The sequence below is a fragment of the Marinobacter sp. V032 genome (assembly GCF_052645435.1).
In genome coordinates this window covers 218091-244552 of the sequence record NZ_JBQXYE010000001.1, presented here as the reverse complement: position 1 = coordinate 244552, position 26462 = coordinate 218091, and the positions used below count along the sequence as shown (strand labels likewise).

At 58.1% G+C, this 26462-nt stretch carries 25 protein-coding genes; 14 read left to right on the top strand and 11 right to left on the bottom strand.

What is annotated here, in order from left to right:
• Nucleotides 1-66: 66 nt before the first annotated feature.
• From ACUN9X_RS01130 to xdhA, 7 genes are read right to left on the bottom strand one after another with little or no spacing between them, the layout of a single operon-like run.
• Complete coding sequence (locus ACUN9X_RS01130; RefSeq protein ID WP_445471928.1) at nt 67-1275, bottom strand: urate hydroxylase PuuD; 1209 nt, start codon at nt 1273-1275, stop codon at nt 67-69.
• Nucleotides 1256-2647 carry a guanine deaminase gene (gene guaD / locus ACUN9X_RS01125; protein WP_445471927.1) on the bottom strand — a complete coding sequence of 464 codons (1392 nt, stop codon included), beginning with the start codon at nt 2645-2647 and terminating at the stop codon, nt 1256-1258. Before guaD ends, ACUN9X_RS01130 begins: the two co-directional genes overlap by 20 nt.
• The gene (gene uraH / locus ACUN9X_RS01120; protein ID WP_445471926.1) at nt 2647-2988 is read right to left on the bottom strand and encodes a hydroxyisourate hydrolase; all 342 of its coding nucleotides are present in this window, start codon (nt 2986-2988) and stop codon (nt 2647-2649) included. The genes guaD and uraH overlap by 1 nt, the downstream gene beginning before the upstream one ends.
• The gene (uraD, locus tag ACUN9X_RS01115; RefSeq protein WP_260036930.1) at nt 2985-3485 is read right to left on the bottom strand and encodes a 2-oxo-4-hydroxy-4-carboxy-5-ureidoimidazoline decarboxylase; all 501 of its coding nucleotides are present in this window, start codon (nt 3483-3485) and stop codon (nt 2985-2987) included. Before uraD ends, uraH begins: the two co-directional genes overlap by 4 nt.
• The gene (gene xdhC, locus ACUN9X_RS01110) at nt 3486-4364 is read right to left on the bottom strand and encodes a xanthine dehydrogenase accessory protein XdhC (RefSeq protein ID WP_445471925.1); all 879 of its coding nucleotides are present in this window, start codon (nt 4362-4364) and stop codon (nt 3486-3488) included.
• Nucleotides 4349-6727: a xanthine dehydrogenase molybdopterin binding subunit gene (gene xdhB, locus ACUN9X_RS01105; RefSeq protein ID WP_445471924.1), complete on the bottom strand. Its 2379-nt coding sequence runs from the start codon at nt 6725-6727 to the stop codon at nt 4349-4351. Before xdhB ends, xdhC begins: the two co-directional genes overlap by 16 nt.
• Nucleotides 6720-8243, bottom strand: a complete 1524-nt coding sequence (gene xdhA / locus ACUN9X_RS01100; RefSeq protein ID WP_445471923.1) for a xanthine dehydrogenase small subunit — start codon at nt 8241-8243, stop codon at nt 6720-6722. The genes xdhB and xdhA overlap by 8 nt, the downstream gene beginning before the upstream one ends.
• Before the next feature lie 275 nt (nt 8244-8518).
• Here xdhA and ACUN9X_RS01095 point away from each other — a divergent pair, with 275 nt between their 5' ends.
• From ACUN9X_RS01095 to ACUN9X_RS01050, 10 genes are all read left to right on the top strand, one after another.
• Nucleotides 8519-10063, top strand: coding sequence for an ABC transporter ATP-binding protein (locus ACUN9X_RS01095; RefSeq protein WP_260036923.1), 1545 nt, complete (start codon nt 8519-8521; stop codon nt 10061-10063).
• Entirely contained in the window at nt 10047-11168 is a 1122-nt protein-coding gene (locus ACUN9X_RS01090; protein ID WP_260037358.1) for an ABC transporter permease, read from the top strand. The genes ACUN9X_RS01095 and ACUN9X_RS01090 overlap by 17 nt, the downstream gene beginning before the upstream one ends.
• Before the next feature lies 1 nt (nt 11169).
• Nucleotides 11170-12096: an ABC transporter permease gene (locus tag ACUN9X_RS01085; RefSeq protein WP_260036921.1), complete on the top strand. Its 927-nt coding sequence runs from the start codon at nt 11170-11172 to the stop codon at nt 12094-12096.
• 147 nt (nt 12097-12243) lie between these two features.
• The gene (locus ACUN9X_RS01080) at nt 12244-13023 is read left to right on the top strand and encodes an outer membrane protein OmpK (RefSeq protein WP_260036920.1); all 780 of its coding nucleotides are present in this window, start codon (nt 12244-12246) and stop codon (nt 13021-13023) included.
• 57 nt (nt 13024-13080) lie between these two features.
• Nucleotides 13081-13767 carry a TetR/AcrR family transcriptional regulator gene (locus tag ACUN9X_RS01075; RefSeq protein ID WP_260036919.1) on the top strand — a complete coding sequence of 229 codons (687 nt, stop codon included), beginning with the start codon at nt 13081-13083 and terminating at the stop codon, nt 13765-13767.
• A 2-nt stretch (nt 13768-13769) separates the two neighbouring features.
• Nucleotides 13770-14696 (top strand): allantoinase PuuE, encoded by a 927-nt coding sequence (gene puuE / locus ACUN9X_RS01070; protein WP_260037356.1) that lies wholly within the window; start codon nt 13770-13772, stop codon nt 14694-14696.
• Nucleotides 14697-14730: 34 nt separating this feature from the next.
• Nucleotides 14731-15747 carry an allantoicase gene (gene alc / locus ACUN9X_RS01065; protein WP_260036918.1) on the top strand — a complete coding sequence of 339 codons (1017 nt, stop codon included), beginning with the start codon at nt 14731-14733 and terminating at the stop codon, nt 15745-15747.
• Nucleotides 15744-16235 (top strand): ureidoglycolate lyase, encoded by a 492-nt coding sequence (locus ACUN9X_RS01060; RefSeq protein WP_260036917.1) that lies wholly within the window; start codon nt 15744-15746, stop codon nt 16233-16235. The genes alc and ACUN9X_RS01060 overlap by 4 nt, the downstream gene beginning before the upstream one ends.
• Before the next feature lie 7 nt (nt 16236-16242).
• A complete protein-coding gene (locus tag ACUN9X_RS01055) occupies nt 16243-17592 on the top strand; it encodes an amidohydrolase family protein (protein ID WP_260036915.1) in 1350 nt (449 codons plus the stop codon).
• A gap of 9 nt (nt 17593-17601) precedes the next feature.
• Entirely contained in the window at nt 17602-18555 is a 954-nt protein-coding gene (locus ACUN9X_RS01050) for an isopenicillin N synthase family dioxygenase (RefSeq protein WP_260036914.1), read from the top strand.
• Nucleotides 18556-18562: 7 nt separating this feature from the next.
• On the opposite strand, the gene ACUN9X_RS01045 is transcribed toward ACUN9X_RS01050, so the two are convergent.
• Complete coding sequence (locus ACUN9X_RS01045; RefSeq protein WP_260036913.1) at nt 18563-19534, bottom strand: ornithine cyclodeaminase family protein; 972 nt, start codon at nt 19532-19534, stop codon at nt 18563-18565.
• 335 nt (nt 19535-19869) lie between these two features.
• On the opposite strand from ACUN9X_RS01045, the gene ACUN9X_RS01040 reads away from it, so the two are divergent.
• Complete coding sequence (locus ACUN9X_RS01040) at nt 19870-20049, top strand: DUF1127 domain-containing protein (RefSeq protein ID WP_260036912.1); 180 nt, start codon at nt 19870-19872, stop codon at nt 20047-20049.
• 220 nt (nt 20050-20269) lie between these two features.
• Here the strand turns inward: ACUN9X_RS01040 and ACUN9X_RS01035 are convergent, their stop codons facing one another.
• Nucleotides 20270-21094: a DUF3750 domain-containing protein gene (locus tag ACUN9X_RS01035; RefSeq protein ID WP_260036910.1), complete on the bottom strand. Its 825-nt coding sequence runs from the start codon at nt 21092-21094 to the stop codon at nt 20270-20272.
• Nucleotides 21095-21289: 195 nt separating this feature from the next.
• A complete protein-coding gene (locus ACUN9X_RS01030) occupies nt 21290-21937 on the bottom strand; it encodes a DUF642 domain-containing protein (RefSeq protein WP_260036908.1) in 648 nt (215 codons plus the stop codon).
• A 267-nt stretch (nt 21938-22204) separates the two neighbouring features.
• Here ACUN9X_RS01030 and mltF point away from each other — a divergent pair, with 267 nt between their 5' ends.
• Together mltF and ACUN9X_RS01020 are read left to right on the top strand one after the other, a co-directional pair.
• Complete coding sequence (gene mltF, locus ACUN9X_RS01025) at nt 22205-23614, top strand: membrane-bound lytic murein transglycosylase MltF (protein WP_260036906.1); 1410 nt, start codon at nt 22205-22207, stop codon at nt 23612-23614.
• Complete coding sequence (locus ACUN9X_RS01020; RefSeq protein ID WP_260036905.1) at nt 23607-23804, top strand: hypothetical protein; 198 nt, start codon at nt 23607-23609, stop codon at nt 23802-23804. Before mltF ends, ACUN9X_RS01020 begins: the two co-directional genes overlap by 8 nt.
• Here the strand turns inward: ACUN9X_RS01020 and ACUN9X_RS01015 are convergent.
• The gene (locus ACUN9X_RS01015; protein ID WP_260036903.1) at nt 23801-24751 is read right to left on the bottom strand and encodes an HAD-IIA family hydrolase; all 951 of its coding nucleotides are present in this window, start codon (nt 24749-24751) and stop codon (nt 23801-23803) included. The genes ACUN9X_RS01020 and ACUN9X_RS01015 overlap by 4 nt on opposite strands.
• A 539-nt stretch (nt 24752-25290) precedes the next feature.
• Here ACUN9X_RS01015 and dctP point away from each other — a divergent pair.
• Complete coding sequence (dctP, locus tag ACUN9X_RS01010; protein ID WP_260036901.1) at nt 25291-26412, top strand: TRAP transporter substrate-binding protein DctP; 1122 nt, start codon at nt 25291-25293, stop codon at nt 26410-26412.
• Nucleotides 26413-26462: the final 50 nt, after the last annotated feature.

Below are 26462 nucleotides of genomic sequence, written 5' to 3'. Positions count from 1 at the left end.
CCTGCGGGCTTTTTAGCGAGCACAACTTGGTGGGCACAACCCTGTCATGGGCCCATAGCCCGTTAATTACTGAGTGGGTTGCTGTAACCAGCGGCCCAGCATCTTCCGCTCCTCCGGTTTCATTCCGGTCATGTTCCCCAGCGGCATGTACTGACTGTTTACCGCCGCCTGCAATACCTTCTCCCGGTGCTGCTTCACCGCTTCCAGAGAATCAAACGCGATGCCGGCAGGGGGTGCCTGAAAGGCGGGGCTTGAGGGCACTTTTGCATGGCAGCCGGTGCAGTGGGTGTCGATCAGCGACTGAATATCGGCGTCGGTCACTTTGGTATCAGAGCCGGATGGGGTTGCCGGAACGGATGTCGGCGATGGCGCCAGCACGCCGATCAGGATGACCGTCATGATCGCAGCAATCAGCAGGATCGATGGCCGGTAAACGCCCCTGTGTCGAAGGTTGAAAAAGTGCCGGGCGAAAGCGGTGATAAAACCAATCGCTGCCAGCACAGCCCAGCCGTATTCGTGGCCGTAGAACATCGGGTAGTGGTTGCTGATCATGATGAAGATGATCGGCAGAGTCAGGTAGTTGTTGTGGGTTGATCGCAGCTTGGCCTGTGCCGCCAGTCGCGCGACTTCAGGCCCCGGCGTCTCGTTGTTCTCGACTGCACGTACCAGTGCCCGCTGGGACGGCATAATACCGAGAAACACATTGCCCACCATCAGTGTGCCAATAACCGCACCCACATGGATAAACGCGCCACGACCGGCGAAGATATGAAACAGCGTCCAGTCCACCGCAACCAGCAGGGCAAACAACACCAGCCCAAAGGCTTTGCCGTTGCGCGCCAGTGGGCTGCGTATCAAGGCTTCGTAAAGCACCAGCATGCCGCCAATAAAACCGAGCCCGATTGCGGCCGCCGCCAGGGGTGTCAGGTCCGCGCGGCTGGCGTCGACCAGGTAGCCCGGCGAGCCGAAGTAGTACACGGTGAACAGAAGCGCCATGCCGCTGAGCCAAGTGCTGTACGCTTCCCACTTGAACCAGTGCAGCACGGGTGGCATTTCTTCCGGGCCCAGCTCGTACTTGGCGACTTCGTAAAAGCCGCCGCCGTGCACCGCCCAAAGATCACCTTTTATGCCCTTTTTAACCTTCCACTCCGGCGGCTTGCGCAGGTGGTTGTCGAGCCAGATGAAGTAGAAGGACGCGCCTACCCAGGCAACCCCTGCAATCACGTGAAACCAACGGATGATCAGACTCAGCCATTCACTGAGGTAGGCTGCCATGGGCGACTGCTCCTGTGGTGAGTTCAGGGATGGCGGCATCCCGATCAAACCGGCATTCGCCGGCAACATAGGTACGGCGAATCACCCGGTCATCGCCAAGAATCATCAGATCGAAAAGCTGTTCACTGAGCGTTTCACTCTGGTCTTGTTTGAGGCCGAGCATTGGCGTCGCGCTGCGATCCAGAATCAGGAAGTCCGCAAACTTGCCGGGCTCGAGGCTGCCGGTTTCATCTGCCTGATGCAGTACCCGGGCGTTTCCGAGCGTGGCCATATAGAAAGCATGAAACGGCGTCAGTGACTCGCCCCGCAGCTGGCATACCTTGTAGGCCTCGGCCATGGTGGGTAACAGTGACAGGTTGGTGCCGCCGCCGACGTCGGTGGCCAGCCCTACGGGGATACCGGCATCGTGGGCACTTTTGAGATCGAACAGGCCGCTGCCCAGGAACGTATTCGAGGTGGGGCAGAAGGCGATGCGGGCGCCACTATCGACCATACGCTGGCGGTCGTCGTCATCAATGTGAATGCCGTGGGCCAGCACGCTGTGGTCGTTCAGCAGGCCGTAATGCTGGTAGACGTCGAGGTAGTCTTCCCGTTCCGGAAACAGTGAACCGACCCAGTCGATCTCGGCCTTGTTTTCAGCCCAGTGGGTTTGCATCAGCACGCCGGGGTTGGCTTTCACCAGCTCGCCGGCCAGTTCCAGCTGGCGCGGTGATGAGGTGGGGGCGAAACGAGGGGTGACGGCGTAGCGCAGGCGCCCCCTGTTGTGCCAGCGATCAATCAACGCCTGGCTGTCGCGGGCACTGGTTTCGGCCTCGTCGCACAAGCCTTCGGGTGCGTGACGATCCATCATCACCTTGCCGCCCACAATGGCCTGCCCGCGCTTTTCGGCAGCCTGGAACAGTGCATCCACCGATCCCGGGTGAGAGGTGCAGAACACCAGTGCCGATGTGGTGCCGTGGCGGAGTAGCTGGTCGAGAAACAGTTCAGCCTGGCTCTGGGCCCAGTCGGTTTGCTCGAAGCGCATTTCCGCGGGAAAGGTGTAGGTTTCCAACCAGTCGAGAAGCTGCGTGCCGTAGCTGCCAATCACTCCGAGCTGTGGCAGATGGACGTGAGTATCGATAAAACCGGGCACGATAAGCGAGTCTGGCCAATGTTCCGGCTCACAGTCCGCTGGCAATTGGTCGAGTAGCTGATCGGCCGGTCCAACCGCGCTGACCTTTTGGTTATCAATAACGAGTAGCCCGTCCGGCAGCCAGACGTAACTGTCCTGATCCGGTTCGCCCAACCCGGGATCGTCTACGAAGTAAAGTAGCGGGCCACGAAACGCCTTTACGCGCTGCTCCGGCGCCGATGTGGTTGTCTGTTCTGGCATCAGCTCCCCCGATAGGTCGAGTAGCCCCATTGATTGAGTAGCAGTGGGACGTGGTAGTGGCTGTCAGTGTCGCTGACTTCAAAATCCAGCGTGACTTGCGGGTAAAAGCAGGCTTTGTCCTGTGCGCCGAAGTAACTGGCAGTAGCGAACTCAAGCCGGTAAAGGCCGGGCGATATCGGGCCTTCAAACCAGTCAGTGATGCGGCCGTCGGCATCCGTGGTCCCTTCTGCGATCAGCGTCCAGTTGCCGTTGTCGCCGGTGCTCAGGCTGACGGCAACATTGGCCGCCGGCCGGCCGGTACCCAGGTCGAGAATATGGGTGGTAATCGGGCTTTTACTCATGCCAGTTTATCCAGTCGTATGTGGGTGATTTTGGCCTGCTCGCGGGCGGCATTTTCGATTTCCTGCGCCCGGGTATTGGGCAAGCGGGCTTCGAGAAGCGCCAGCATCTCATCGGCGGACTTGCCGGTAGCGCAGACGATAAAAATAAAGCCAAACTTGTCAGCGTAGGCGTCGTTGCCGTTTTTCAGTCGTTGTAGCACCGATTCGTCGGCGGCGGCGGTAGCGGATTGTTCGCCACTCGCCAGGCTGTGGGTATTGGCGTATTTCTTTTTCAGGCTGGTGACATCGCCGATTTTAGGGTGGGCATCAAATGCCTGCAGCCAGTCTTCATCGCTCAAAGTAGCCCATAGTGTCGCGGCTCTGGCGTGCAGTGCCTCGCTGCTGGGGAAGGGGCGGGCGGCTACCATCCCGTTGATCCAGCGGTCAGCCGCGCAACAGGTTTGCAGAGCGTGGCGGGCCTCGGCTTCGCTCATCCGGTTAAGGGACTCAAGAGACATTCATTTCTCCGTGGTGTCAGTTTCAGTCGCGACCGGTGTCTCCTGCATCAGGGTTTTCAGCCCTGACCAGGATAGCCCGCGTCTTGCGGCTTGCGTGCCGTTGCCATCGTCTGCCGCAAGGGCCAGGAGCTCCGCGACAATCGATACAGCGACTTCCATCGGTCGCTTGCCCGGAACGTCCGGATGGCCGACAGGGCAGCGGATTCTGCCAATGGCCTCGTCGCTGAAGCCGCGGTGTACCAGTCGCTGCACAAAGCGGTTGGCTTTGGTTTGCGAGCCGATCAGCCCTATGGACGCAGCCGTATCAGCGGTCAGCAGCGTGCGGCAAAGATCAAAGTCCAGCTGGTGATTATGGGTCAGGATCAGGCAGTGAGCGTCAGTGGCCAGATTCGCAGCATCACCAACCGGATCATCCGTCAGATGCCGGCGAACGTTGATCGGGAGCGCTTCGGGAAAACATTCTTCGCGACTGTCGACCCAGGTCACCTGCCAGGGAAGCTGGCCCATGATGCTCATCAGCGCCTGTGCCACATGGCCGGCGCCGAACACAACCAGTCGGGCATCGCTGCCGGGCTGGCCCTCAAGCATCACCGCCACGCTGCCACCGCAGCACTGGCCGAGGCTGGCGCCCAGTGGAAAGTTCGCCATCTCGTAGCCGTACTCTTTCGCTGCAAGCCTTTCACGGGCGCGGGCGATGATGCGGTATTCCAGATGCCCGCCACCAATGGTGTCGTGGCTCTGGTCGCCGGTGACCACCATCTTGCTGGCGGGTTCACGGGGGACGGATCCGGTCACACCTAATACGGTGACCAGCACATAGGGTTCGCCCCGCTTTTCGCAGTCGGCGACCGCCTGATACCAGTTCATGCGCTTTTGCATGGTGCGGCTCCTGATGCGGTGTCGTCCAGGCCGGCGAAGCGGCGGGTTGCGGTGACCGCGCCCAGCACACGCTCCGGCGTGGCCGGGGTGTCCAGTGGCGGACTGAAGCGGTAGTCCGCAATGCTGGAAACAGCGTCGCGCAACGCGCTCCACACCGAAATGCCCAGCATCAGTGGGGGCTCTCCGACGGCTTTGGAGCGAAACACTGTGGCCTCGCGGTTCGGGCTGTGAGGCAGCAGCGCCACGCGAAAATCAAGCGGGGCGTCAGACACGGCGGGGATTTTGTAAGTGGCCGGGCCGGTCGTCAGCAGTTGCCCTTCGTCGCTGAAGACCAGTTCTTCGGTGGTGAGCCAGCCCATGCCCTGAATGAAGCCGCCTTCGATCTGGCCGATATCGATTTCCGGATTTAGCGATTGCCCCACGTCATGCAGAATATCGGTGCGGATGACGCGGTACTCGCCGCTGAGAGTGTCGACCACCACTTCCGAACAGGCCGCACCGTTAGCGTAGTACAGGAACGGATGGCCCTGTCCGGCTTCCCGGTCATAGTAAATTATCGGCGTTGCGTAGAAGCCGGTGGATGAGAGTGACACCCGCGCCATATAGGCCTGCTGGACAAACTCGGCCCAACCGAAAGCCTGTGCGCCCACATGGACCTGATTGTTGCTGAAGGTCACGTTACCGGGTTCGACTTTATAGGTCTGGACTGCGAAATCCACCAGCCGTTGCTTGATGGTTTCACAGGCGTCCAGCGCGGCCATGCCGTTGAGGTCCGAACCTGATGATGCCGCTGTCGGCGAGGTGTTGGGCACTTTGTCAGTGCGGGTCGCGGATACCTTGACGCGCTCCAGATCCACCTGAAAGGCTGCGGCCACCACCTGCGCCACCTTGATGTAGAGGCCTTGCCCCATCTCGGTTCCGCCATGGTTCAGGTGAATGCTGCCATCGGTATAGACATGCACCAGCGCGCCCGCCTGATTCAGGTGCTGAGCGGTGAATGAAATGCCGAACTTGACCGGCGTCAGCGCGATGCCCTTTTTGATGACCGGGCTGCGCCTGTTAAAGGCGGTGATTGCGGTTCGGCGCTCCCGGTAATCTGAGCTGGTTTCCAGCGAATCGATCAGTTCCGCCAGAACGTGTTGTTCAACAGTCTGGCCGTAGTGGGTCTGGTCGCGTCCGGGCCGATACAGGTTGCGCTTGCGCACATCCAGTGGATCAGCACCGATGTGGCGGGCGATATCATCCATCGCACGCTCGATAATCATCATGCCCTGCGGACCGCCGAAACCGCGAAAGGCGGTGTTGGACACCGTGTGGGTTTTGCAGCGATGGCCGGTTACGCGGGCCTGATCGAGATAATAGGCGTTGTCGGCGTGGAACATGGCCCGGTCGACAATCGCGTCGGACAGGTCGGGAGAGAAGCCGCATCGACCCGCCACCATGATATCGGCGCCCTGCATCAGGCCGTTGTCATCAAAGCCGATATCGTAGGTGTTGTAGAAATCGTGGCGCTTGCCGGTCTGGATCATGTCATCGGCCCGGGCCATGCGGAATTTCACTGGCCTCCCGGTGGCGCGCACCAGCAGTGCGCTGATGCAGGCCAATGGCGCGGCCTGGGTTTCCTTGCCGCCGAAGCCGCCGCCCATCCGGCGCACCTCAACCTGAATCTCGTGAATCGGCAGATCCAGCACCTCCGCGACCAGTTTCTGTACTTCAGATGGATGCTGACTTGAGGTGTGCACGAATACGCCGGCGTCCTCAGTGGGTTCCACCAGACAGGCCTGACCTTCCAGATAGAAGTGCTCCTGCCCACCCACATGCATGTCGGCCTGCAGGCGATGCGGGGCATTGGCTAGCGCCGTGTCCGGATCGCCACGTAACTGGGAATGACTGGGGCGCACGAAGAATTGCTTGGCCAGCGCGGCTTCAGTCGTCAGCACCGGTTCGAGCTTTTCGTACTCGACTTTCGCCAGTCGGGCCGCCTGTCGGGCGGCGCGCATGCTGGTGGCGGCTACCGCGAAAAGAGGCTGGCCGATGTATTCCACAATATCGCCGGCCAGTACCGGATCGCCGGGAAAGACCGGTCCGATATCAGTATGGCCGGGGACGTCATCTACCGATACGACGGCGACAACACCGGGATATTCGCGCACGGCGCTAAGATCCATCGACAGGATGCGGGCATGGGCTTCACTGCTCTGGCCGACAGCAGCGTGCAGCAGGTCGGCGGCTTCCGGAATATCATCGATATAGCGAGCCTGTCCGCTGACGTGTTTCCAGGCACTGTCGTGATGGGCGCTGTTGCCGGCGACGCCGCGAGCAGAAGTGGGCGTCTGTGCCGAATGTGAGGGCAGTTTACGCATAGTCGTTCACCGTTAGCGGAAGGGCCGGGTCAGTGTGAGAGCGCGTGGTTTCCAGCAGTGCACGGGTGAGCAGGTTGCCTGCCACCGTGTTGCGGTAATCGGCGGAGCCCCGTACATCGGACATGGGCTGGAAATCGCTGGCGAGCGCCGCGACCGCTGCCGCAATGCTGTGCGCGTCCCAGCTCTGGCCGATCAGTGCCTTCTCGGTTGCCTGTGCCCGTCTTGGAATAGCCGCCATGCCACCAAATGCAATTCTGCAGTCGCTCAGAGTTGTGCGGTCGGCATCGTCAAACCTTAGCCAGAACGCGCCCAGCAGGGTGGAAATATCGTCGTCCAACCGTTTGGATATTTTGTAGAGCAGCAACTGGTCATTGGCCTGTGGCAAAGGGATGGTCACGCCACGGATAAATTCACCAGGCTTGATATCCGTCTTCTTGTAGTCGAGAAAGAAGGATTCAAGCGGCAATCGCCTCACGCCTTCGGTGCTGTCCAGCTCCAGTTCGGCACCCAGGGCTATCAGCGCTGGCGGCATATCACCGATGGGCGATGCGTTACCGATATTCCCACCAAGCGTGCCTTTGTTTCGAATCTGCAAGGAGCCCAGACGTTCAAGCATGCCTGCGAAGTGGGGCCAGTATTGCGGAAGCAGCGCCTGCATTTGTCGATAGGTGACGCCGGCGCCGAGATAAAGCGCGTCAGAACGGATCTCTGTGGTTTTCAGTTCGGCGACCTGATCCACGGCAATCAGATGCTCCAGATCTTTCAGCTGCTGGGTGATTTCCAACGCCAGGTCCGTGCCGCCGGCGATCAGGCGTGCATTCGGGTGATCGGCCCGCAGGCTTCGCAGTTCATCAACTGTCAGCGGGGTGTCATAGCGGCGATGGGTGGCCTCTTCCTCGAGCCCCGAACGTTGGGTGGCCATCCGCGTCAATGCGGCGGTCATGTCCGGCGCTTGCAGCCAGTCCGGTCCTGACAGGGGCCGCGGCTGGTCTGCTGCGGGGCTCCATGTTTCCACACAGGCCTTGCGGCCGGCAGCAATTATCGGGCGATAACCGGTACAGCGACACAGGTTGCCGGCCAGCGCTTCCAGCAGTTGATTGTCCGGAACCGGCTGCTGCGCCAGCAACGCATCGCTATGTCGCGCGGTGTGCAGGGTAAACAGCGACATGATGATGCCGGGGGTGCAGAACCCGCACTGGGCGCCATGACAGTCGATCATCGCTTTCTGGACCGGATGGACAGGTTCCTGTTTCAACGCATCGACCGTTACCAGGTGACAGCCATGCAGACTGCCGACCAGCCCGATGCAGCTGTTGATGCTGTCATAGCGCAGGCGCTCCGGCCGGGTTGGATCCGGTGAGCCTATGCTGACGGTGCAAGCGCCGCAGTCGCCGGAGGCACAGCCTTCTTTGGTGCCGGTAAGCCGCATTTTGGTGCGCAGCCACTCGAGAATGCTCAGATTTGGGTCGGCATTGGTCAGGGTTTGATGTTCGCCGTTCAGAAAAAATTCAATCACAAGGTGCCTCGCAACGCTTGATTTCGTACCCTTAACACCGCGATTGCTCCGCGCTGTTGGCCCTGATGTTCAGGTTCGCTCAGAAGTCGGGGCGACGGCTTGGTCAGGGAGTTGTCCCGACACAATCACAGTATAGATAGTCGCATGTTTTGCAATTTTCTGACCAATTAGTCCAGATTGTGTGTTTTTAGATTTTTATTGCCAGTTGGCAAGCAAATTGCTCTGATTCAAATGTTGATTATTTGGTCAGTTTATTAAAGCCAGAGGTTGCAGGAATGACGGCAGTGGCACGGCTCACGCTCGAGAACATCGTCAAGCAGTACCCGGGGTGCCGGGCAAACGACGGCGTAGACCTGGTGGTCAACGCGGGCGAAATTCATGCCTTGTTGGGGGAGAACGGCGCCGGCAAAAGTACCTTGATGAAAATTATCTACGGCGTTATCCAGCCCGATGAAGGTACGATTTACTGGGAAGGAAAAAAGCTGACCCTTCAAGGCCCCGCCCATGCGAGGCAGTTGGGTATTGGCATGGTGTTTCAGCACTTTTCCCTGTTTGAAACCCTGACCGTTGCCGAGAATATTGCACTGGCCCTGCCAGCGGCTGAGGCCCGTGACCGGCGCGCGTTGGATGAGCGTATTCGCGAGGTGTCGGCCCACTACGGTATGGCGCTTGATCCCCGCCGTTTTGTGCACACCCTGTCGACCGGTGAGCGCCAGCGCGTTGAAATTGTCCGTTGTCTGATCCAGAACAGCCGGTTGCTGATTCTGGACGAACCGACATCGGTGCTGACTCCGCAGGAAGTGGCGGATCTGTTTTCCACACTCAGGCAACTCGCCAGCGAAGGCTGCAGTATCCTGTTTATCAGCCACAAGCTGCAGGAAGTGCGGGACCTTTGTCATACCGCTACCGTGCTGCGCCATGGCAAGGTCACTGGCGCCTGTGACCCCACGATTGAAACCACCGATGCGATCGCCCGCCTGATGGTCGGCGAGGGTACGCCTTTATCTACCGATGTGCCGCCGGCTGATCCGGGCGAGTCGCTGCTGCAGATGCATTCACTGAGCTTTCGTAGCGAAGATCCTTTCGGCACCAGCCTTGATCGTATTTGCCTGAATCTGCGCGCCGGTGAAATCGTGGGTATTGCCGGAGTGGCCGGTAACGGTCAGGACGAATTGTTGCGGGCGCTGTCCGGCGAAATCACGGTGCCTGCCGAACACCTGACCTTTCAGGGCACGCCGGTGGGTAATCTGGGGCCTGATGCCCGTCGCCGTCAGGGCATGGCGGTTGTGCCGGAAGACCGGCTTGGCCGTGGCGCGGTGCCGGACCTTTCGCTGGTTGATAACACCCTGCTGACCGCCTCCGCACAGGGAATGGTCCAGCGAGGCTGGGTGTCTTACAACAAGGTGCGCGACTACGCACAGCGCATACGTGAGCGCTTCCAGGTGAAAGCCTCCGGGCTTGATGCCACCGCCCGCAGCCTCTCCGGCGGTAACCTGCAAAAATTCATAATCGGCCGCGAAGCCCTGCAAAAACCCACGTTGCTGGTGGCGTCTCATCCAACCTGGGGTGTGGATGTGGGCTCAGCCGTGGCCATCCACCAGGTATTGGTGGAACTGCGCGACCAGGGCGCGGCTGTCCTGCTTATTTCGGAAGATCTCGATGAACTGTTCCAGCTTTGCAATCGCATGGGTGCGATCTGCGGTGGCCGCCTGTCACCGCTGTTGCCCACACCGTCGCTTACTATTGAACAACTGGGGCAGTGGATGGCCGGCGATTTTGCCGACAGCGCTGATGCGGAGGTGAATCATGCTGTCGCTTGAGCGTCGGGGCGTTGACTCCAGACTGATGCGCTATGGCTCGCCGGTGCTGGCACTGGTGCTGACCGTGGTGACCGGTTTTCTGGTGTTTCTGCTGCTGGATCGCGATCCGGTGGAAGGGCTGCGCTACTTCTTCATAACGCCGATCAGTGACCGCCACGGGTGGGCCGAGCTGGGCTTGAAAATGGCGCCACTGCTTCTCTGCGCCGCTGGCCTGACGGTGTGCTATCGCGCCAAACTCTGGAATATCGGTGCCGAAGGCCATTTCCTGATGGGCGCTGTCGGCGCCAGTATTGTGGCGCTTCAGTTCAGCGAGTCGACCGGTTTCTGGGTGTTGCCGCTGGTATTGCTGGGCGGCGTGGTGTGTGGAGCCTTGTGGTCGATGATCGCGGCGTTGCTGAAAACGCACTTTCACTGCAATGAAATCCTCACCACCATCATGCTCAATTACATCGCGCTCAACCTGTTGCTGTTCGCGGTGCATGGTCCGCTCAAAGATCCTTTCGGATTCAGTTTCCCCCAATCTGCCATGTTTGCCGATTCGGCACTGCTACCGATGCTGATTCCCGGTACCCGGCTGCACATTGGCCTGCTGTTCGCGCTGCTTGCTGCAGTGGCAGTCGGCGTGATTTTCTCGCGCACATTTATCGGTTTTCAGCTCAAGGTGCTGGGTGAAGATCCGCAAGCTGCTGCGTTTGCAGGTTTTCCCCAAAAACGCCTGGTGTGGTTTGCATTTCTGGTGGCCGGTGGTCTGGCGGGTCTCGCCGGTGCGTCGGAAGTAACCGGTCCGATCGGGCAGCTGGTGCCGCAGGTTTCGCCGGGTTATGGCTACACCGCAATTATCGTGGTGTTCCTCGGTCGCATGCAGGCGGTCGGCATTATTCTGGGCAGCGCATTGCTGGCACTGACGTTCCTTGGCGGCGAAATGATGCAGATTGCAATGAATCTTCCCAAGGCCATGACAGGTCTGTTCCAGGGGCTGCTGCTGTTTTACCTGCTGACCTGTGATGCGTTTATTCATTACCGGCTGCGCTGGAATGCGAAGGCCGCAAAACCGGTGGCGCCCGCGTCTGCTGCAAACACCACGCTGGCCGGACAGGAGCGCTGAAATGAGCATGGACCTGATTATCAATATTCTGTCTGCCACTCTGGTTGCCGGCACGCCCTTGCTGCTGGTCGCGCTGGGCGAACTCATTTGCGAACGCTCGGGCGTTCTGAATCTCGGGCAGGAAGGCATGATGCTGGTGGGGGCAATGGCCGGCTTTATCGGTGCGCTCACAACCGGCAGCCTGATGTGGGGTGTTGTGGCGGGCGTAGCGGCTGGCGTTGCGATGTCACTGCTGTTTGCTCTGATGGCCGTCACGCTTGCCGCGAATCAATATGCCGCCGGTCTGGCACTGACCATTTTCGGCACGGGGCTGAGTGCATTTGTCGGGTCGGACTATGTGGGCCATACCGTTGATGGGTTTACTCGCATTGCGATTCCGCTACTCAGCGACATTCCGGTGCTGGGCCCGATCCTGTTCAATCAGGACCTGCTGGTTTACGCCTCTCTGGTGATGTTTGTGGTGGTGTACGTTTTCCTTCGGTATAGCCGCGGAGGTCTTTTGCTTCGTGCTGTCGGCGAGTCGCCTGAAGCTGCAAACGCCAATGGCATGCCGGTGCTGCTCATCCGCTATCTGGCGGTAGGATTTGGCGGGGCCATGACGGGGCTTGCTGGCGCTTACCTGTCACTGGCCTATACCCCGATGTGGTCCGAAGGTATGAGCGCAGGGCGGGGCTGGATCGCGCTGGCGCTGGTGGTTTTTGCGACCTGGCGCCCGGGGCGTGTGTTGTTTGGCGCTTATCTGTTTGGTGTCGCCAGTATTCTGCATCTGGTGCTGCAGGGATTCGGCTGGGATATCTCGCCCGAACTGCTGGCGATGCTGCCGTATCTGGTGACGATCATCGTGCTGGTGTTGCTGTCGAGCAACCCGACCCGCACGCGACTGAATACCCCTTTATCAATTGGCCAGCCGTACCGGCCAAGCCGTTAGCAGGCGTTGCAAGGCGCCGCCTGCGTGGCCGCTTTGCAATACCTTCGACAGGGTGTCCGATGGCCGTCTCTGCGGACCCCGACAATAAAAAAAGAGTGTGTCAATCACGCCGACCGATGGACAACATAACGTAACCGAGGATGTACCATGAAAGCGCTAAAAAAGACCCTGCTAGCCAGCTGTATTGCCGTTGCCTGTATGCCTGTCGCTCACGCCGAGAAGTTCTTTGGCGATTCCAGTATCAGTGTGCTTCACAGCGCCGATTATGAAACATTCGGCGATCGGCAGATTGAGGACACCGTATTCACATTCGAAAATGCCACCGGCCATAACTGGGGCGGCACTTTCTTCTTCATCGACCGTAATCACGGCCGCGGCGCTTCCGGTAGCGGCGATGACAACGTTTACGGTGAGTTCTCCCCCACACTGAGCCTGAGCTGGGCAACGGGCCAGACCCTGAGCTTCGGTCCGGTCAAGGACGTGCTGCTGGCAGCCACCTACGAATTCGGTGGAGCGCCGCAGCAGAATAACTACCTGACCGGTGCGGGCCTGGCCTGGAATGTACCTGGCTTCCAGTATTTCAATACCTTCGGATTTTATGCTGCCAATAACTCGGATGCGCCCGGCTTCGAGAATCCTGACAACGACCTGCAGCTGACCATTACCTGGGGTGCACCGTTTGAACTGGGTGCGAACCGCTTCCTGTTTGATGGTTACATCGACTGGTCAACTGCGGAAGATGATCACGCGTCAGATTTCCACTTTAACCCGCAGTTCAAGCTGGATCTGGGTAACTATGCGGGTAACCCGGGCATGCTGTATGCCGGTATCGAATACTCTTACTGGAACAACAAGTATGGTGTGGGCGATGACGACCTCATGGCCACAGAGAGCGCGGTCAGTGCGCTCGTGAAGTTCCACTTCTGATCCATTCCGGGAGTCCGGCAGGTGTCGGGCTCCCGGACCTGGGGCGAGGCAACAAAGATGACTCTCCAGCCTGAAAGCGAAACAGCTACGGAACGGCAGGAAGCCGACTCCCGCGGGCGGCGATACCGCCCCGGCCGGATTCGTGAACGCAACCGAGAGTGTATTATCGTGGCCGCCGAGCAGGAATTTGCCCAGCATGGTTTTCGCGGCACCACGATCCAGAATATTGCAGAGCGCGCCGAGCTACCCAAGTCGAACGTGCTTTATTATTTCAGTAGCAAGAAGCGAATTTATCATGCGCTTTTTGATGACATCCTGACCCGCTGGAACGCGGTGTTTTCCGAAATCAGCCCGGAGGACGACCCGGCCGAGTGTCTGGCCAGCTTTATCCGCACCAAGGTCGAGCTGTCACGTTCCCATCCACTGGTTTCCCGCCTGTTTGCTATGGAGATCATTCAGGGGGCACCTTTCCTGAAAGATCACCTGCGAACCAATATGCGGGAGTGGGTCCGGGGCAGGGCTGGCGTGATTCAGCAATGGATCGACGAGGGCCGGATGGCAAACGTTGATCCGGTACAGCTGATCTTTCTGATCTGGTCATCGACCCAGCATTACGCCGATTTTCAGGTGCAAATCCTGATGGTCGAAAACAAGGCCGAGTATGAGCAGCGTGATTTTGACCATGCTGCCGATTTCCTTATCTCGGTTATTCTGAGGGGATGTGGTCTGGAGCCGCCCAAATGAGTATGACACCGGAATACCCGCGGGACCTGATCGGGTACGGCGCTAACCCGCCAAAGGCCAACTGGCCCGGTGACGCCCGCATTGCCGTGCAGTTTGTGCTGAACTATGAGGAAGGTGGCGAGAACTGTGTGCTCCACGGCGACAGCCATTCCGAAGTCTTTCTGTCCGAAATCATTGGCGCGCAGGCCTATCCCGATCGCCACATGAGTATGGAGTCGATCTACGAATACGGCTCCCGCGCCGGTGTCTGGCGGGTGCTGCGCGAATTCAAAAAGCGCGGTCTGCCGCTCACCATTTTTGGCGTCGCCACCGCATTGCAGCGCAACCCCGAAGTCACGCAGGCTTTTCTGGCAGAGGATCATGAAATCGCCTGTCATGGCCTGCGCTGGATTCACTATCAGGACATGAGCGAAGCCGACGAGCACGAGCACATGCGCGAAGCCATCGCGATCCACACCGAACTTACGGGCCAGCGGCCACTGGGATGGTACACCGGGCGCGACAGCCCCAATACCCGGCGGCTGGTGGTGGAAGAAGGCGGCTTTGAGTATGACAGTGATTACTACGGTGACGATCTGCCATTCTGGACGACTGTTGAGACCCAATACGGCGATCGGACGCCGCATCTCGTTGTGCCTTATACCCTGGACACCAATGACATGCGGTTCGCCTCGCCCCAGGGCTTCAATTCCGGCGAGCAGTTTTTCCAGTACCTGAAAGATGCGTTCGATGTGCTCTATCAGGAAGGCGCCGAGACGCCCAAGATGTTGTCGATAGGTCTGCACTGTCGCCTGATTGGAAGGCCCGGCCGCTTCCGGGCATTGCAGCGTTTTCTTGACCATATCCAGCAGCATGAACAGGTCTGGATCTGCCGGCGCATTGATATCGCCCGCCACTGGAAAGCGGAACACCCCTATACACCTGAGTGACCGTCAATCGAGTCAGTCCGAAGAGAGAGCGAATATGAGTGATGTGCAGGTTGCCCCGATTGTTGATGGCCCGGCGTTTACCCGGGATTACCTGAACCTGGCGGATGCCAGTCTGGGAGCGGCTGTAAGCTGGGTGACAGATGAGTTTTTTGCGCCCCGTGAACGCATGCTGAACCCGGAGCCCGCACGTTTTTATCCCGACAAGTACGACGATCACGGCAAGTGGATGGACGGCTGGGAAACCCGCCGTCGCCGGGATACGGGCCATGACTGGTGCATCCTGCGTCTTGCGATGCCCGGTGTGTTGCATGGGGTGGATTTTGATACCAGCTTCTTCACCGGCAATTTCGCGCCTGCGGCGTCCATCGAAGCTTGCTGGTCGCCGGAATCCGATCCGGGTAATGACGCCGACTGGCAGGAAATTCTGCCCGCGGTTTCGCTCGCTGGTAACGATCACAGTTTCCAGGCCCTTGCCGCATCCGGCCCCTGGACACATCTGCGCCTGCACCTGTGGCCGGATGGGGGCATGGCCCGTTTCCGCGTTTATGGTCAGCCGTTCTGCGATTGGAACAATCGTGACCTGAACCAGCGGCTCGACCTGTTGGCGCTCGCTAATGGCGGCGATCAGGTGGCCTGGAGCGATGCCCATTATGGTGAACCCCGCAAATTGCTGCGTCCCGGCCGGGGCCTCAATATGGGCGATGGCTGGGAAACCCGTCGGCGCCGCGAACCCGGCAATGAGTGGTGTATTCTGAAGCTGGGCCACAAGGGTGTGGTCGACGGTATTGAAATCGACACCGCACACTTCAAAGGCAATTTTCCTGCCCGTTGCTCAATTCAGGCCGCTTGCGTCGAAAAGGGCACGACCCAGTCCATAACTACCCAGAGCATGTTCTGGGAAACCTTGATGGATGAGCAGCCCCTGACGGCTGATGCCATTCATGAATTCAGCCAACTCAAAGATGTCGGGCCCATTACCCACATTCGGGTGAACAGCATTCCGGACGGTGGCATCAGTCGTGTTCGTCTCTGGGGGAAGCCGGTTAAATGAGCACGCCGCGCACGATTGCCAGCCAACCGCTGACCCGGGAAGCCTTTGCACCTTTCGGTGATGTGATCAGTGCTGAAGGGGCTGATTCCTTCCCGATCAATGATGGGCGAACCGAGCGCTTTCATGCGCTGGCGGCGGTAGAAACGCTGGGAGAAAATGCTGATGCCATTATCTCTATATTCCGGGGGCAGCCGCTGGAACCGCTGGTGATCGAACTGATGGAACGTCACCCGCAGGGCAGTCAGGCGTTTATGCCGCTGGGCGATACGCCCTATTGGGTGGTGGTCGCGCCACCGGGCGAGTTTGATCCGGCCCGGATTTGTGTGTTTCGGGTAGAAGCCGGGCAGGGGGTGAACTACCGTGCCGGCACCTGGCATGCGCCCTTGCTGCCGGTCGGGCGCGACGCTGATTTTCTGGTAGTTGATCGCCGGGGTGCCGGTGACAACTGCGATACCGTGAACCTTGAGCCGCCGGTTTTACCGGCCTGAGTAAGCTATGACGCTATTTGCCATTACCCACGTCGCCATTTTTACTGTGGATCCCCGCAACCGGGTGATTCCCGATGGCACAGTGGTGGTCGAAGATGATCGCATTGTGGCCGTGGGGCCATCCGCTGAGGTTGCGATCCCTGAAGGAGCAAAGGTCATTGATGGCGCGGGCAAGCATGCGCTGATGCCGGGGCTGGTCGACAGTCACTCTCATTCCAGCCTGATGCGCGGTGTGACCGAGAATATGCCGCTGATGGAATGGCTGCCCCATTACCAGCTCGAGCACCGGGCGCTGACCGAAGAGGATGCTTTTCACTCGGCGCGGCTGTGTTATCTCGAAGCCCTCAAAAGCGGCACCACCTGTGTGATGGACATGTTCCGCTTTATGGATCGCTGCGCAGATGCAGCGGGTGAAATCGGCTTGCGAGTGAATCTCGCACCTTATGTCGCGGATCAGCCGGGCAAGGATTTCTTCGCCACCCGGGATGAAAACAAGCGCCTGATCAAAACCCGTCACGGCAGCCAGCAAGGTCGGATACAGGTCTGGATGGGGCTGGAGCACCTGTTCTACTGCAGTGAAGATGCCTATCGCGATGCCGTGCGCTGCCAGCAGGAATACGGCGTCCGTATCCATACCCATGCCTGCGAGCAGAAAGAAGAGGAGGCCGCCGTGCTGGCCCACTTTGGGCGGCGCTCTATTGGCATGCTCGATCACTATGGCCTGCTGGGTGAGAACACGCTGCTGGCTCACTGTGTATGGCTCAATGATGATGAAATCAAACGGCTTGCAGACACCGGCACGGCGATTGCCCATTGTCCTGTCAGCAACGCCAAGCTGGCGAGTGGTGTGGCCCGCACGCCGGAAATGCTGGCCGCAGGCATTACGCTGGGCATTGGCACTGATGGCCCGGTCTGCAATAACAGCCTCGATATGTTCGAGGAAATGAAGTTTGCCTCGCTGATCCAGAAAGCAACACGGCTTGACGCCACAGCCCTGCCGGCTGACCAGATCCTGCGTATGGCCACCATCGGCGGCGCCAAAGCGCTGGGGCTGGACAAGGACATCGGGTCAATTGAAGTGGGCAAGAAGGCCGACCTGGTAATGCTGGATCTGGCCATGCCCAATCTGACGCCCCATGAAGTCACAAACGACGGCGGTAACCTGCTATGGAACCTCGTGTTCGCAGCCCGAGGCAGCAACGTGAGCCGGGTTTGGGTTGATGGCCGCTGCCTGATCGAAAACGGGCGCTCAACGCAGGTCGATGAGGCCCGAGTACTTGAAACCGCTCAACAATGCGGTGTGTCCCTTTATGAACGATGCCGGGCGATGTCCCATCTTCGTGTCGATATGGTTTAGGAGTTGTACATGAATCAAATCCCCCTTATCTCCATCGCAGGCCTGCGCAGTGACGACGCCAATGTGCGCAGAAAAACCGCAGCGGAGCTGGGCAAAGCCTGCCGCGAAGTGGGGTTTTTCTATGCGGTGGATCACGGGATTCCCCAGGCGGTAATCGACACGGCGTTTGCAGAGGCCCGTCGTTTTTTTGCGCTCCCGGTTGAAGACAAGCAGGCGCTGTCCATCAAGCGCTCGCCCCACAATCGGGGCTATGTTGCCATGGCGGATGAAAAGCTCAATCCGGAATCCGGTGCCGATATGAAAGAGGCCTTCAATCTGGGCGCCGAGATGCCGGCAGACCACCCGGATGTGCTGGCCAATAAGCCGTTCCGGGGCGTCAACTTCTGGCCTGAGCTGCCTGAATGGCGCGAGCACATGTTGGGCTACTTCGATGCCTGCCTGGATCTGGGGCGGGTGATTCACCGTGGTTTCAGTCTGGATCTGGGGGCGGACGAGCAGTTCTTCGCCCAGCACCTGAACGAACCGGTCGTGACACTGCGGATGCTGCATTACCCGGCAACAGCCGGCCAGTCAGATCGGCAGGATGGTGGCGCCGGTGCGCATACCGACTATGGCAACGTGACCCTGCTGGCCACCGATTCAGTGGCCGGTCTCGAAGTGCTGAACCGGCAAGGGGAGTGGGTCGATGCGCCTCACGTGCCCGGCGCTTTTGTCTGCAATATCGGCGACTGTCTGATGCGCTGGAGTAACGACACCTACGTCTCGACACCTCATCGCGTGCGCCCGCCGGAGCAAGAGCGCTACTCCATTGCGTTCTTTCTGGAAGCCAATCCGGATTCGGTTGTTGATCCACGGGATATCTACCCGGATCAAGCGCCCAAATATGAGCCGATCACCTTTGCCGACTATCTCAAATCACGACTGGATGCGACCTACGAACACCGGGTTGCCGACAAGGGCTGAGATCCGTCTACTCGGACGTGCGGTTCTCCCATACCAGAATCGCCGCCGCGAGATCCTCCAGTGATACGCCCACCGATTTGAACAGGGTAATGGCATCATCCCGGGATCGTCCGGGGTGTTCGCCACGGCTCAGTTCAGCCAGTTCTGCGTGAACATCGTCCATATTGAAGCGCCCTTCGTTTACTGCATGATGCAGATCGCCGGCTTCACCTTTAGCCCCGGCGTAGGAATCAACAAACACCTCCGCACGGGCGACGCATTCACTGTCGGTTTCGCGCATATTGGGGCGGAAAGCGCCGACCAGATCAACATGCGTGCCTGGCGTTAGCCATTCGCCATGAATAATCGGTGCTGTTGACAGCGTGGCTGCGCTGACAATATCGGCCCCGCGAACGGCGCTCTCCAGATCGGAGGTCGCTGTGACGTCTTCAAATGGCACCTGACCGGCGGCATAGCCGAGGTAGGCGTCGGCAAGGGCGCGGGCCTTGTCGAGGTTACGACCGTACACGATAACCTTGCGGATCGGGCGGACTGCAGCATGGGCTTCAATCAGCATTGGCGCCAGCTTACCTGTACCTATAACCACCAGCGTTTCGGCGCTCTCACGGGCCAAATAGCGAGCCGCCAGTGCAGAGGCACCAGCGGTGCGCCGTCGTGTCAGTTCGCTGCCATCAATACAGGCCAGCGGCTGACCGTTCGCTCCATCACTCAGCAGGTAGACCCCGGCAATGGCTGGCATGCCTTTGTCGGCATTCTGGGGAAATACGTTGACCATCTTGACGCCAAGGTAGCCCGGCTGAGTGTCAGCGGATTCCCACGCCGGCATCAGCAACATGGTGGCCTCGCCATCAGGGCGCTCAATGGCGTGGTGATGACGGGGCGGCGTTTCGATGCCGCCCCTGAAAGCCTGATCCAGTCTGTCGACCAGAGAGACCCAGGGCAGGGCCTGGGCAACATCGTTTTTTGACAGAATCTGCATGGTGAGTCCCGTTGGCAATGTCAGGTATTCACGCTACCAGTGAGCAGGGCAAAGTGGCCAGCAGAAAACCCGGTAATGTGTCGCTTTAATAGGATGAAGTTAATTCCGTCGGCAGTGAGGTTGGCAGTGGAAAACCACAAAAGTAAGTACAATTACAGGCATGAAACAGGTCGCATGCTAACTGTACTGGTCATAAATTGACCTCTCTGTATCTGCCGAAAAACCGCTCAATCTGTGACCATAGGCTGACGCTGTAACCGATTCTCTGAAGGCTATTTGGAGATAGATGGTTGCATAAGCGACACAGTCATTAATCACAGAGAGTGGTGATCATCATGCCCGCAAAATCGTCAGCATTTGTCCGCACATTGAAAGTCTGGAATCAGCGTTCGGCTGAACGTCGTTCCCTTCGCCGCGATATCAATCGGGATAACGTCGCAATGATTGAACGCGATATCGGTCTTGCGCCGGGTAGTTTGTTGCGTGAAGCCAGCAAGCCCTTCTGGCGGAGTTGATGTTGATTTTATCTGGCTCAGGTCCGATGCAGCTGCATCTGACGGCAACCCGATACTGTTCAGCAAACAGCGCGCTGTGCCTGTTGCCAGGGGCAGCGCCCATCACTCTTCCGGTTTGATTTACCCGGTTTCTGCCTGACTCGTATCTGGCATTTCAGTCCCCTTGATTCCCCGTCCTGAAGTACCTGGCACTATTGAATCTGGCACCCGTTTTTACCGGTCATTCGGCAGTAGCTGTGTTCGTCGTGCTGTCCGGTTGCCAGGGCTCCAGCAAACTCAGTTCACCGATGCCCGGCAGTTTGATGCCCAGCGCAATTGGGTCCACGCCCAGAGACAAGCCCAGCAGGTTCAGTTCGATGCCTTCGCGCACACTGGCTAGCACGCCGGCATAGCCAAGTAAGGACAGTTGCAGACCGGAATTGCTGGGCGTGGTGGCGACCAGTCGTGGGCCGAGGTAATCCTTGCCGATGGCGGTATTGGGGAGCGCCACCGACAGCTCGGGTACCTGGCGGATCACCCAGGAGGTAAAGGTATTACTGTTGGGGCCGGGCCAGGCCTGATAGCGATCGGCATAAGGGTAGGCTTCCACCGCTGCCAGTATCTTCGGAATCGCAACCTCAGCCTGCGAGCCCCGGATATCAGCAATCAGCGTGGGTGGATTGCCATACCAGGCAGTGTCGGGCTCTGCGGCATAGGATCGCATGGTCCGCTGGCGCCAGCCGGTTACATCGTGAACCCAGTAGCTGTTTGCCCCTTTCTCTTTGGTGGCCAGCCAGGTGTGAACTGCAAAATAGCCCCGCCATCCAAATGCTCTGGCGTGGTAAACCTGCACAATCGCCTCTTCGGCAGCGCTTGGGAGTGGCGCTATCTTTGCGCTTGAGCGATCGGTGTCGTACCAGTTTTGCTGGCTCTGAATACCACTGCAGGCGGCCATCATAAGCGGGCCTGCCAGCAAGGCGAGCAACAGCACAAGGCTGCGTAACGCCCAGCGGAAGAGACGGCGGGTTATGGTGTGCTTTGGAAGTGTTGATTCTTTGAATGTCATGGCCGTTGATCATTCTCGCAAGACTGAGTCGGAATCGCTGCACAAAGCAGGCCAAACTGATTACGGACTCAATCTGTCACCGTATCACTATAGATCGGACATGAGAGGCAGGATACATGGAAGGGGCGAATTGGGAGCGGTAAAACAAAAATGCAGCGACTGGCGCTGCATTTTCTGAAGGGCTGAATGCCGGGATTAGTTCTTGCGGCGGGTCGCCCCGAGACTCAGCAGGCCCAGACCCATCAAAGCCAGCGTAGCGGGCTCGGGAACTGAGGCTACGGCGTTTACTCTAACGTTGTCGATGAAGTTGCCGTAGGTGCCAGTTGCCGGTGAAACAGTGGTAAAGGCCAAAGTGGTTGAGTCAGACGTTGCCAGAAAGCTGCCACTGAATAGTGACCATTCCTGAGTGGTGTGATCGCTCAGTGTGGTGTCGAGGCCGGCTACGCTTACGTTAAAGGCTTCGTTGTCGTTTGAGCGCGCGCGGTAGGCAAACGAAATGTCGTACCAGTTGCCAGCTGTGGTGACGAACGACTGGAAGATACCGAATACGGTGTTTGTGTTCGGGTGCGCATTCAGTTCTGCGAACTGGCTGCCTTCGGCAGCGGTGACACCATTGTAGTCATTCCAGATTTCGATGTTGCTGCCATCCCAGCCCGGTACTTCGCTGGAAGTGAAGTGCTGCCATGTGCCTGCTTCAATAATCGGGTCTTCAAAGCTACCGTTGATCAGAAGATTTTCCGGTAAATCAGGAATACCGATAATGCTGGCACTAGCCGCTGAAGTGCCCAGGGAAAGTGCAATAGTGATGAAGCTTGTCGATATTAATTTGTTGAATGTAAGCACAGGAAGATTCTCCAGAAGACGCTAATAATAAATGAAATTGTTAGCTTTCCATCAAGCAAAAATCGGGCCTTAAATTAAATCTCATATAAAACAGTAGTTTGAGTGTAAGAAAAGGCTCCGATTTTTGATTGTGTAAAAAAAATAGACGCATACGGAGTTCTGGGTTTTATCTAACGGTGTACGCTTGGATACCGAAACAGTCTGGATAAGCCGGGCGCAGCCTGTTAAATGTATCTATACAAGAAAGATATTCCGGGAGATCCTGATATGCCGATAAATCTTCCCTTTGGACTGGTGCTGGTCCTCACATTTTTTATGACAGGGTGCAGCGATGCCTCCTCCCCATCGGTATCGGAAACCGGTGATACAAGCGATAAGCCCCAGACCGAACCAGGCAAGGCTTTTCCGCCACCAGATGAGACGGGCGTCCTCAAGGTTGTCACCCGCAATGGTTCAACCACCTACTACCTCAATCGCAATGAAGAGCCGGTTGGACCGGAGTTTGCGCTGATAAAAGCCTTCGCCAAGGCGAAAGGCTGGAAAGTGGAATGGGAGGTGCTGGACTCAACCTCGGCTGTGCTGGATCGGTTGGCCGACGGGAATACCCATATCGCAGCAGCCGGCCTGACGTTTTTGCCGTCTCGTGATGACAGGCTTACGCGTGGTCCCTCCCACACAGAAATTACCGAGCAGTTGGTCTGTCACCGGGATTTGCGCCCCTTTGCAGAACGTCCCGAAGAATTACGCGACCTGAACATTCGGGTGACCGCCGGTTCCAGTTACGCCGAAACCCTCACGGCGCTGGCGGAGGTTAACGACAAACTCAGGTTTTCCGAAGACACGGACATGAGCACTGAGCGTCTGCTGGGTGAGGTGGCTGACGGCAAACTCGATTGCACGGTGGCTGACTCGAATATCGTGCAGGTCAACCGCCGGTACATGCCGCATCTTGCCATCGCCATGGATCTGAACGAGCCGCAACCGATGGGCTGGTACCTGCCGAAAGGACGCGACGATCTTGCTAAAACCGCGACCGACTGGATGAAAAGTGAAAAGGGTCTGGTGGCGATCAGCGCAGTCGACTATCGCTACTACACCTATATCGGCGAGTTTGATTTTGTGGATGTGCGGGCGCTGAATCGCCGCATTGATGCCCGTCTGCCCAAGTTCAAAGAGCATTTTCTGACGGCGGAGGAGCAAACCGGCATGCCCGCCGACCTGCTTGCTGCCCAGGCGTATCAGGAGTCGCACTGGGATCCGCATGCCAAAAGCCCGACCGGCGTGCGTGGCATGATGATGCTGACGCTGAATACGGCCAAGTCACTGGGCGTCGAAAACCGACTGGACCCGGTACAAAGCATCGATGGCGGCTCACGTTATCTGGCGGACCGGCATCGTCGTCTGCCGGATACCATTCCAGAACCGGATCGGACTTTTCTGGCGCTGGCCAGCTACAACATCGGCCGTGGGCACCTGCTTGATGCACGCACACTGGCGCGCAAGCTGGGCAAGAATCCGGATTCCTGGATCGACATGCGCGAAGTCCTGCCTCTGTTGTCTGACAAGCAGTACTACTCAACGCTGCGATACGGCTATGCCAGGGGGTACGAACCGGTGCAATACGTGTCCCGAATCCGCAACTACCGGGATGTGATTGTGGGGGCTTTTCATGAGTGATCATCACGCAGCGGACAGCCGGAAAAACCGCAAGTATGCCGTATCAGCCAACCGGGACCGCAGCCATCAACGCGTACGCTATGTCGAAACCGGCGGCGCTGCGGTGGATACCGAGGAATGTGTCTTCTGCGAGGTGACGCCCGTGGTTGATGTCAAAGAGGACGATAAGGCCGGGGCAAGGTCGCGTTAAATCTCCGGCGCAATATAGTGCGGATAAATGCCGGAGCGTTGCATGCAGGTGGCGACGTCCAGCCCCTTGAGTGCGCCGTGAGCTGTGACCAGCAGGGTGTGCACGCCGGCGTTCTGGCCGCCGAGGATGTCGGTATGCAGGGTGTCGCCCACCATGAGAATCCGGTCTCTGGGAATGCCTTCCAACCGATCAAGCGCAGCGTGATAGGCCGGTAAAAAAGGTTTGCCGTAAAACACCGGGGTGACGCCGGTTTTGTCCGCCAGGCGATGGGCGAAAAAACCCGGTTCAAGTGACAGTTCAGTCGCGCGTGGTGCGACTATGTCCGGATTGGCCACTTCCACCGGTCGCGGGTATTCGGCCAGACTGGCCTCCAGCAAAGCCTGATGGGCGGTGTCCCAGCCCTGACTGCTGAGCAGTATGAAGCCGTCACAACGGTCCATCTGTTCGCGCATGCCGGCATCAGGCCGGCCCTGAATCAGGGTGTAGTTGACGGGGAGTGTTTGCGGGTTGGCTTCCAGTGGCGCGATCACGCCCCACAATCCCGGCTTTTTCGCAGTCTCCAGCGACTCTTCCAATAGCCAGCGGCTGGAGATCAGCTGGTCTTCCTCGAGCGCAAACCCCATCGTCTGGTATTTCAGCAACAAAGCCTGTGTGCTCGCTGTCGCTGCATTGGAGAGGATCAGGCAGCGTTTGTTGATTGCCAGCAGATGTTCAACCCGGGCAAGTGCGCCAGGCAGCGCCTGCTCTCCAATGTTCAGAACACCAAACGCATCAAAAATAAACGCATCGAAGAACGGCTCAAGGGCTGCCAGCGAGGGCACCTGCTCAGGCACGACCGCATGGGTGGGCGGGGCAGGAAGCCGGTGCCTCACGCGTTCGTATTCAGAAAACGCCCAGCGCGGCGTGGGACCCATCCCGAGATGAATGTTGGTGTCTGCTTTTGACATGCAAAGATCTCGAAATACCGCTTTTTCTCAAGGTCGCGTGAGTGGGGCAGCTGCGAATACGCGGGTGGCGAAAACAGGGGGGCAGAATGCATCCCTGTGCAGAAACCACTGCCAGACGGCCTGATCGGCGCTGTTACCGCCCTCCATGGAGCTAATCCGAAGCTTGGCGATAAAAGCAGCCAAGCGCAAGCCGCAGACTGTTTTTTCATGTTATCCGCAATGTTACCGGCGCTATTTTGTGTCACAAAAAGCGATGCTTTAAATGTGTCGCTGCGAATTAGTTTTGTTTTCGAAGTTGTTATGGTTTCAATTTGTTAGCCGGGATTGATGCGAGAAGAGGTTAAAAACCTTCGACGTTTAGCTAGTGGTTAGTTTCTAGACGAATCGGCAATTGGTGACGATGCTCTCAAATGCTTCGGGCAATTTTTTGCCCGGTGCAAGGTGCGGGCTCCGAAGGAAGCAAGTCTCGCTGCTCTCATGGAATTCAGCACCAGTACTCAGTTCAAGCAAACAACAAAAACGAAACTGGAGACTTGTCGATGAATACCCATTTGACTGAACACAAGATCAGGCCCGCGCGTTCACGCCGGGGATTTTTGAGATCCCTGGCTGTTGCGACCTCGCTGATAGGGACGTCCCTTTTCTTTGCGGCACCGGCGCAGGCCGCGACCACCTGGAAAATCCAGTCCGTCTGGGATGCGGGCACTGTTGGCTACTCCTTGTTTGAGGAGTGGTGCAACGACATGGAAAAGAAGTCCGGTGGCGAGCTGATTTTCAAACCCTTTCCGGCCAAAGCGGTAGCTGCCGACAACAATGCCCTGTTTGACGCGGTCCGCAATGGCGTGCTGCAGGGAATGAATCCGTTTACCCTTTACTGGTCGGGCAAGATTCCGGCGTCTGTATTTCTCTCCTCATACCCCGCCGGCCCGGATCAGCCGCATCAGTGGGACACCATGTTCTACTCATTGGGCATGCTCGAGAAAACCCGTGAGATCTACAAAAAATTTGGTCTCTTTTACGTCGGGCCGATTCAGCACGATGCCAACATCATCCACTCCAAGAAGCCGGTCAGCAGCCTTGATGACCTCAAAGGCATGAAAATCCGTGTGCCTGGCGGCATGGTGGCCGAAGTGTTCCAGCAGTTTGGTGTGTCGACCGTCAGCCTGCCGGGCTCGGATATTTTCCCTGCGCTGGAAAAGGGCACCATCGATGCGGCGGATTACGTTGGCCCTGCGGTGAATTACGAACTTGGTTTCGCCCAGGTCACAGACAATATCCTGTTCGGACCTCCGGGGGTGATGTCTATCTACCAGCCGGTCGATCTGATGGACCTGACCGTAAACCTGCGCGCCTGGAACAAACTTGATCCTGAACTGCAGCAGCTGGTCGAGGATGAAGTACGGATCTACTCCCAGAAGCATTACCTGACCATCCAGAAGCGCAATATCGAAGCGATGGAGAAGTTCAAGCAAGCCGGAAGCAAGGTGTCGCGTCTGAGTCAGGATGACCTCAAACGTTTCCGTCAGGCGGCGATTCCAATCTGGTTCAAATGGGCCAACAAAGACGAGGATGCGAAGGAAATCTTCCAGCTTCAGCTTGATTACATGATGAACGACATAGTCGGCTACGTGAACGAAGACGATATCAAAGGCATGAAATAGCCCTGTATCGCTTTGTTGTTGTCACGCTGCGGAGGGAGGGGTAACGCTCC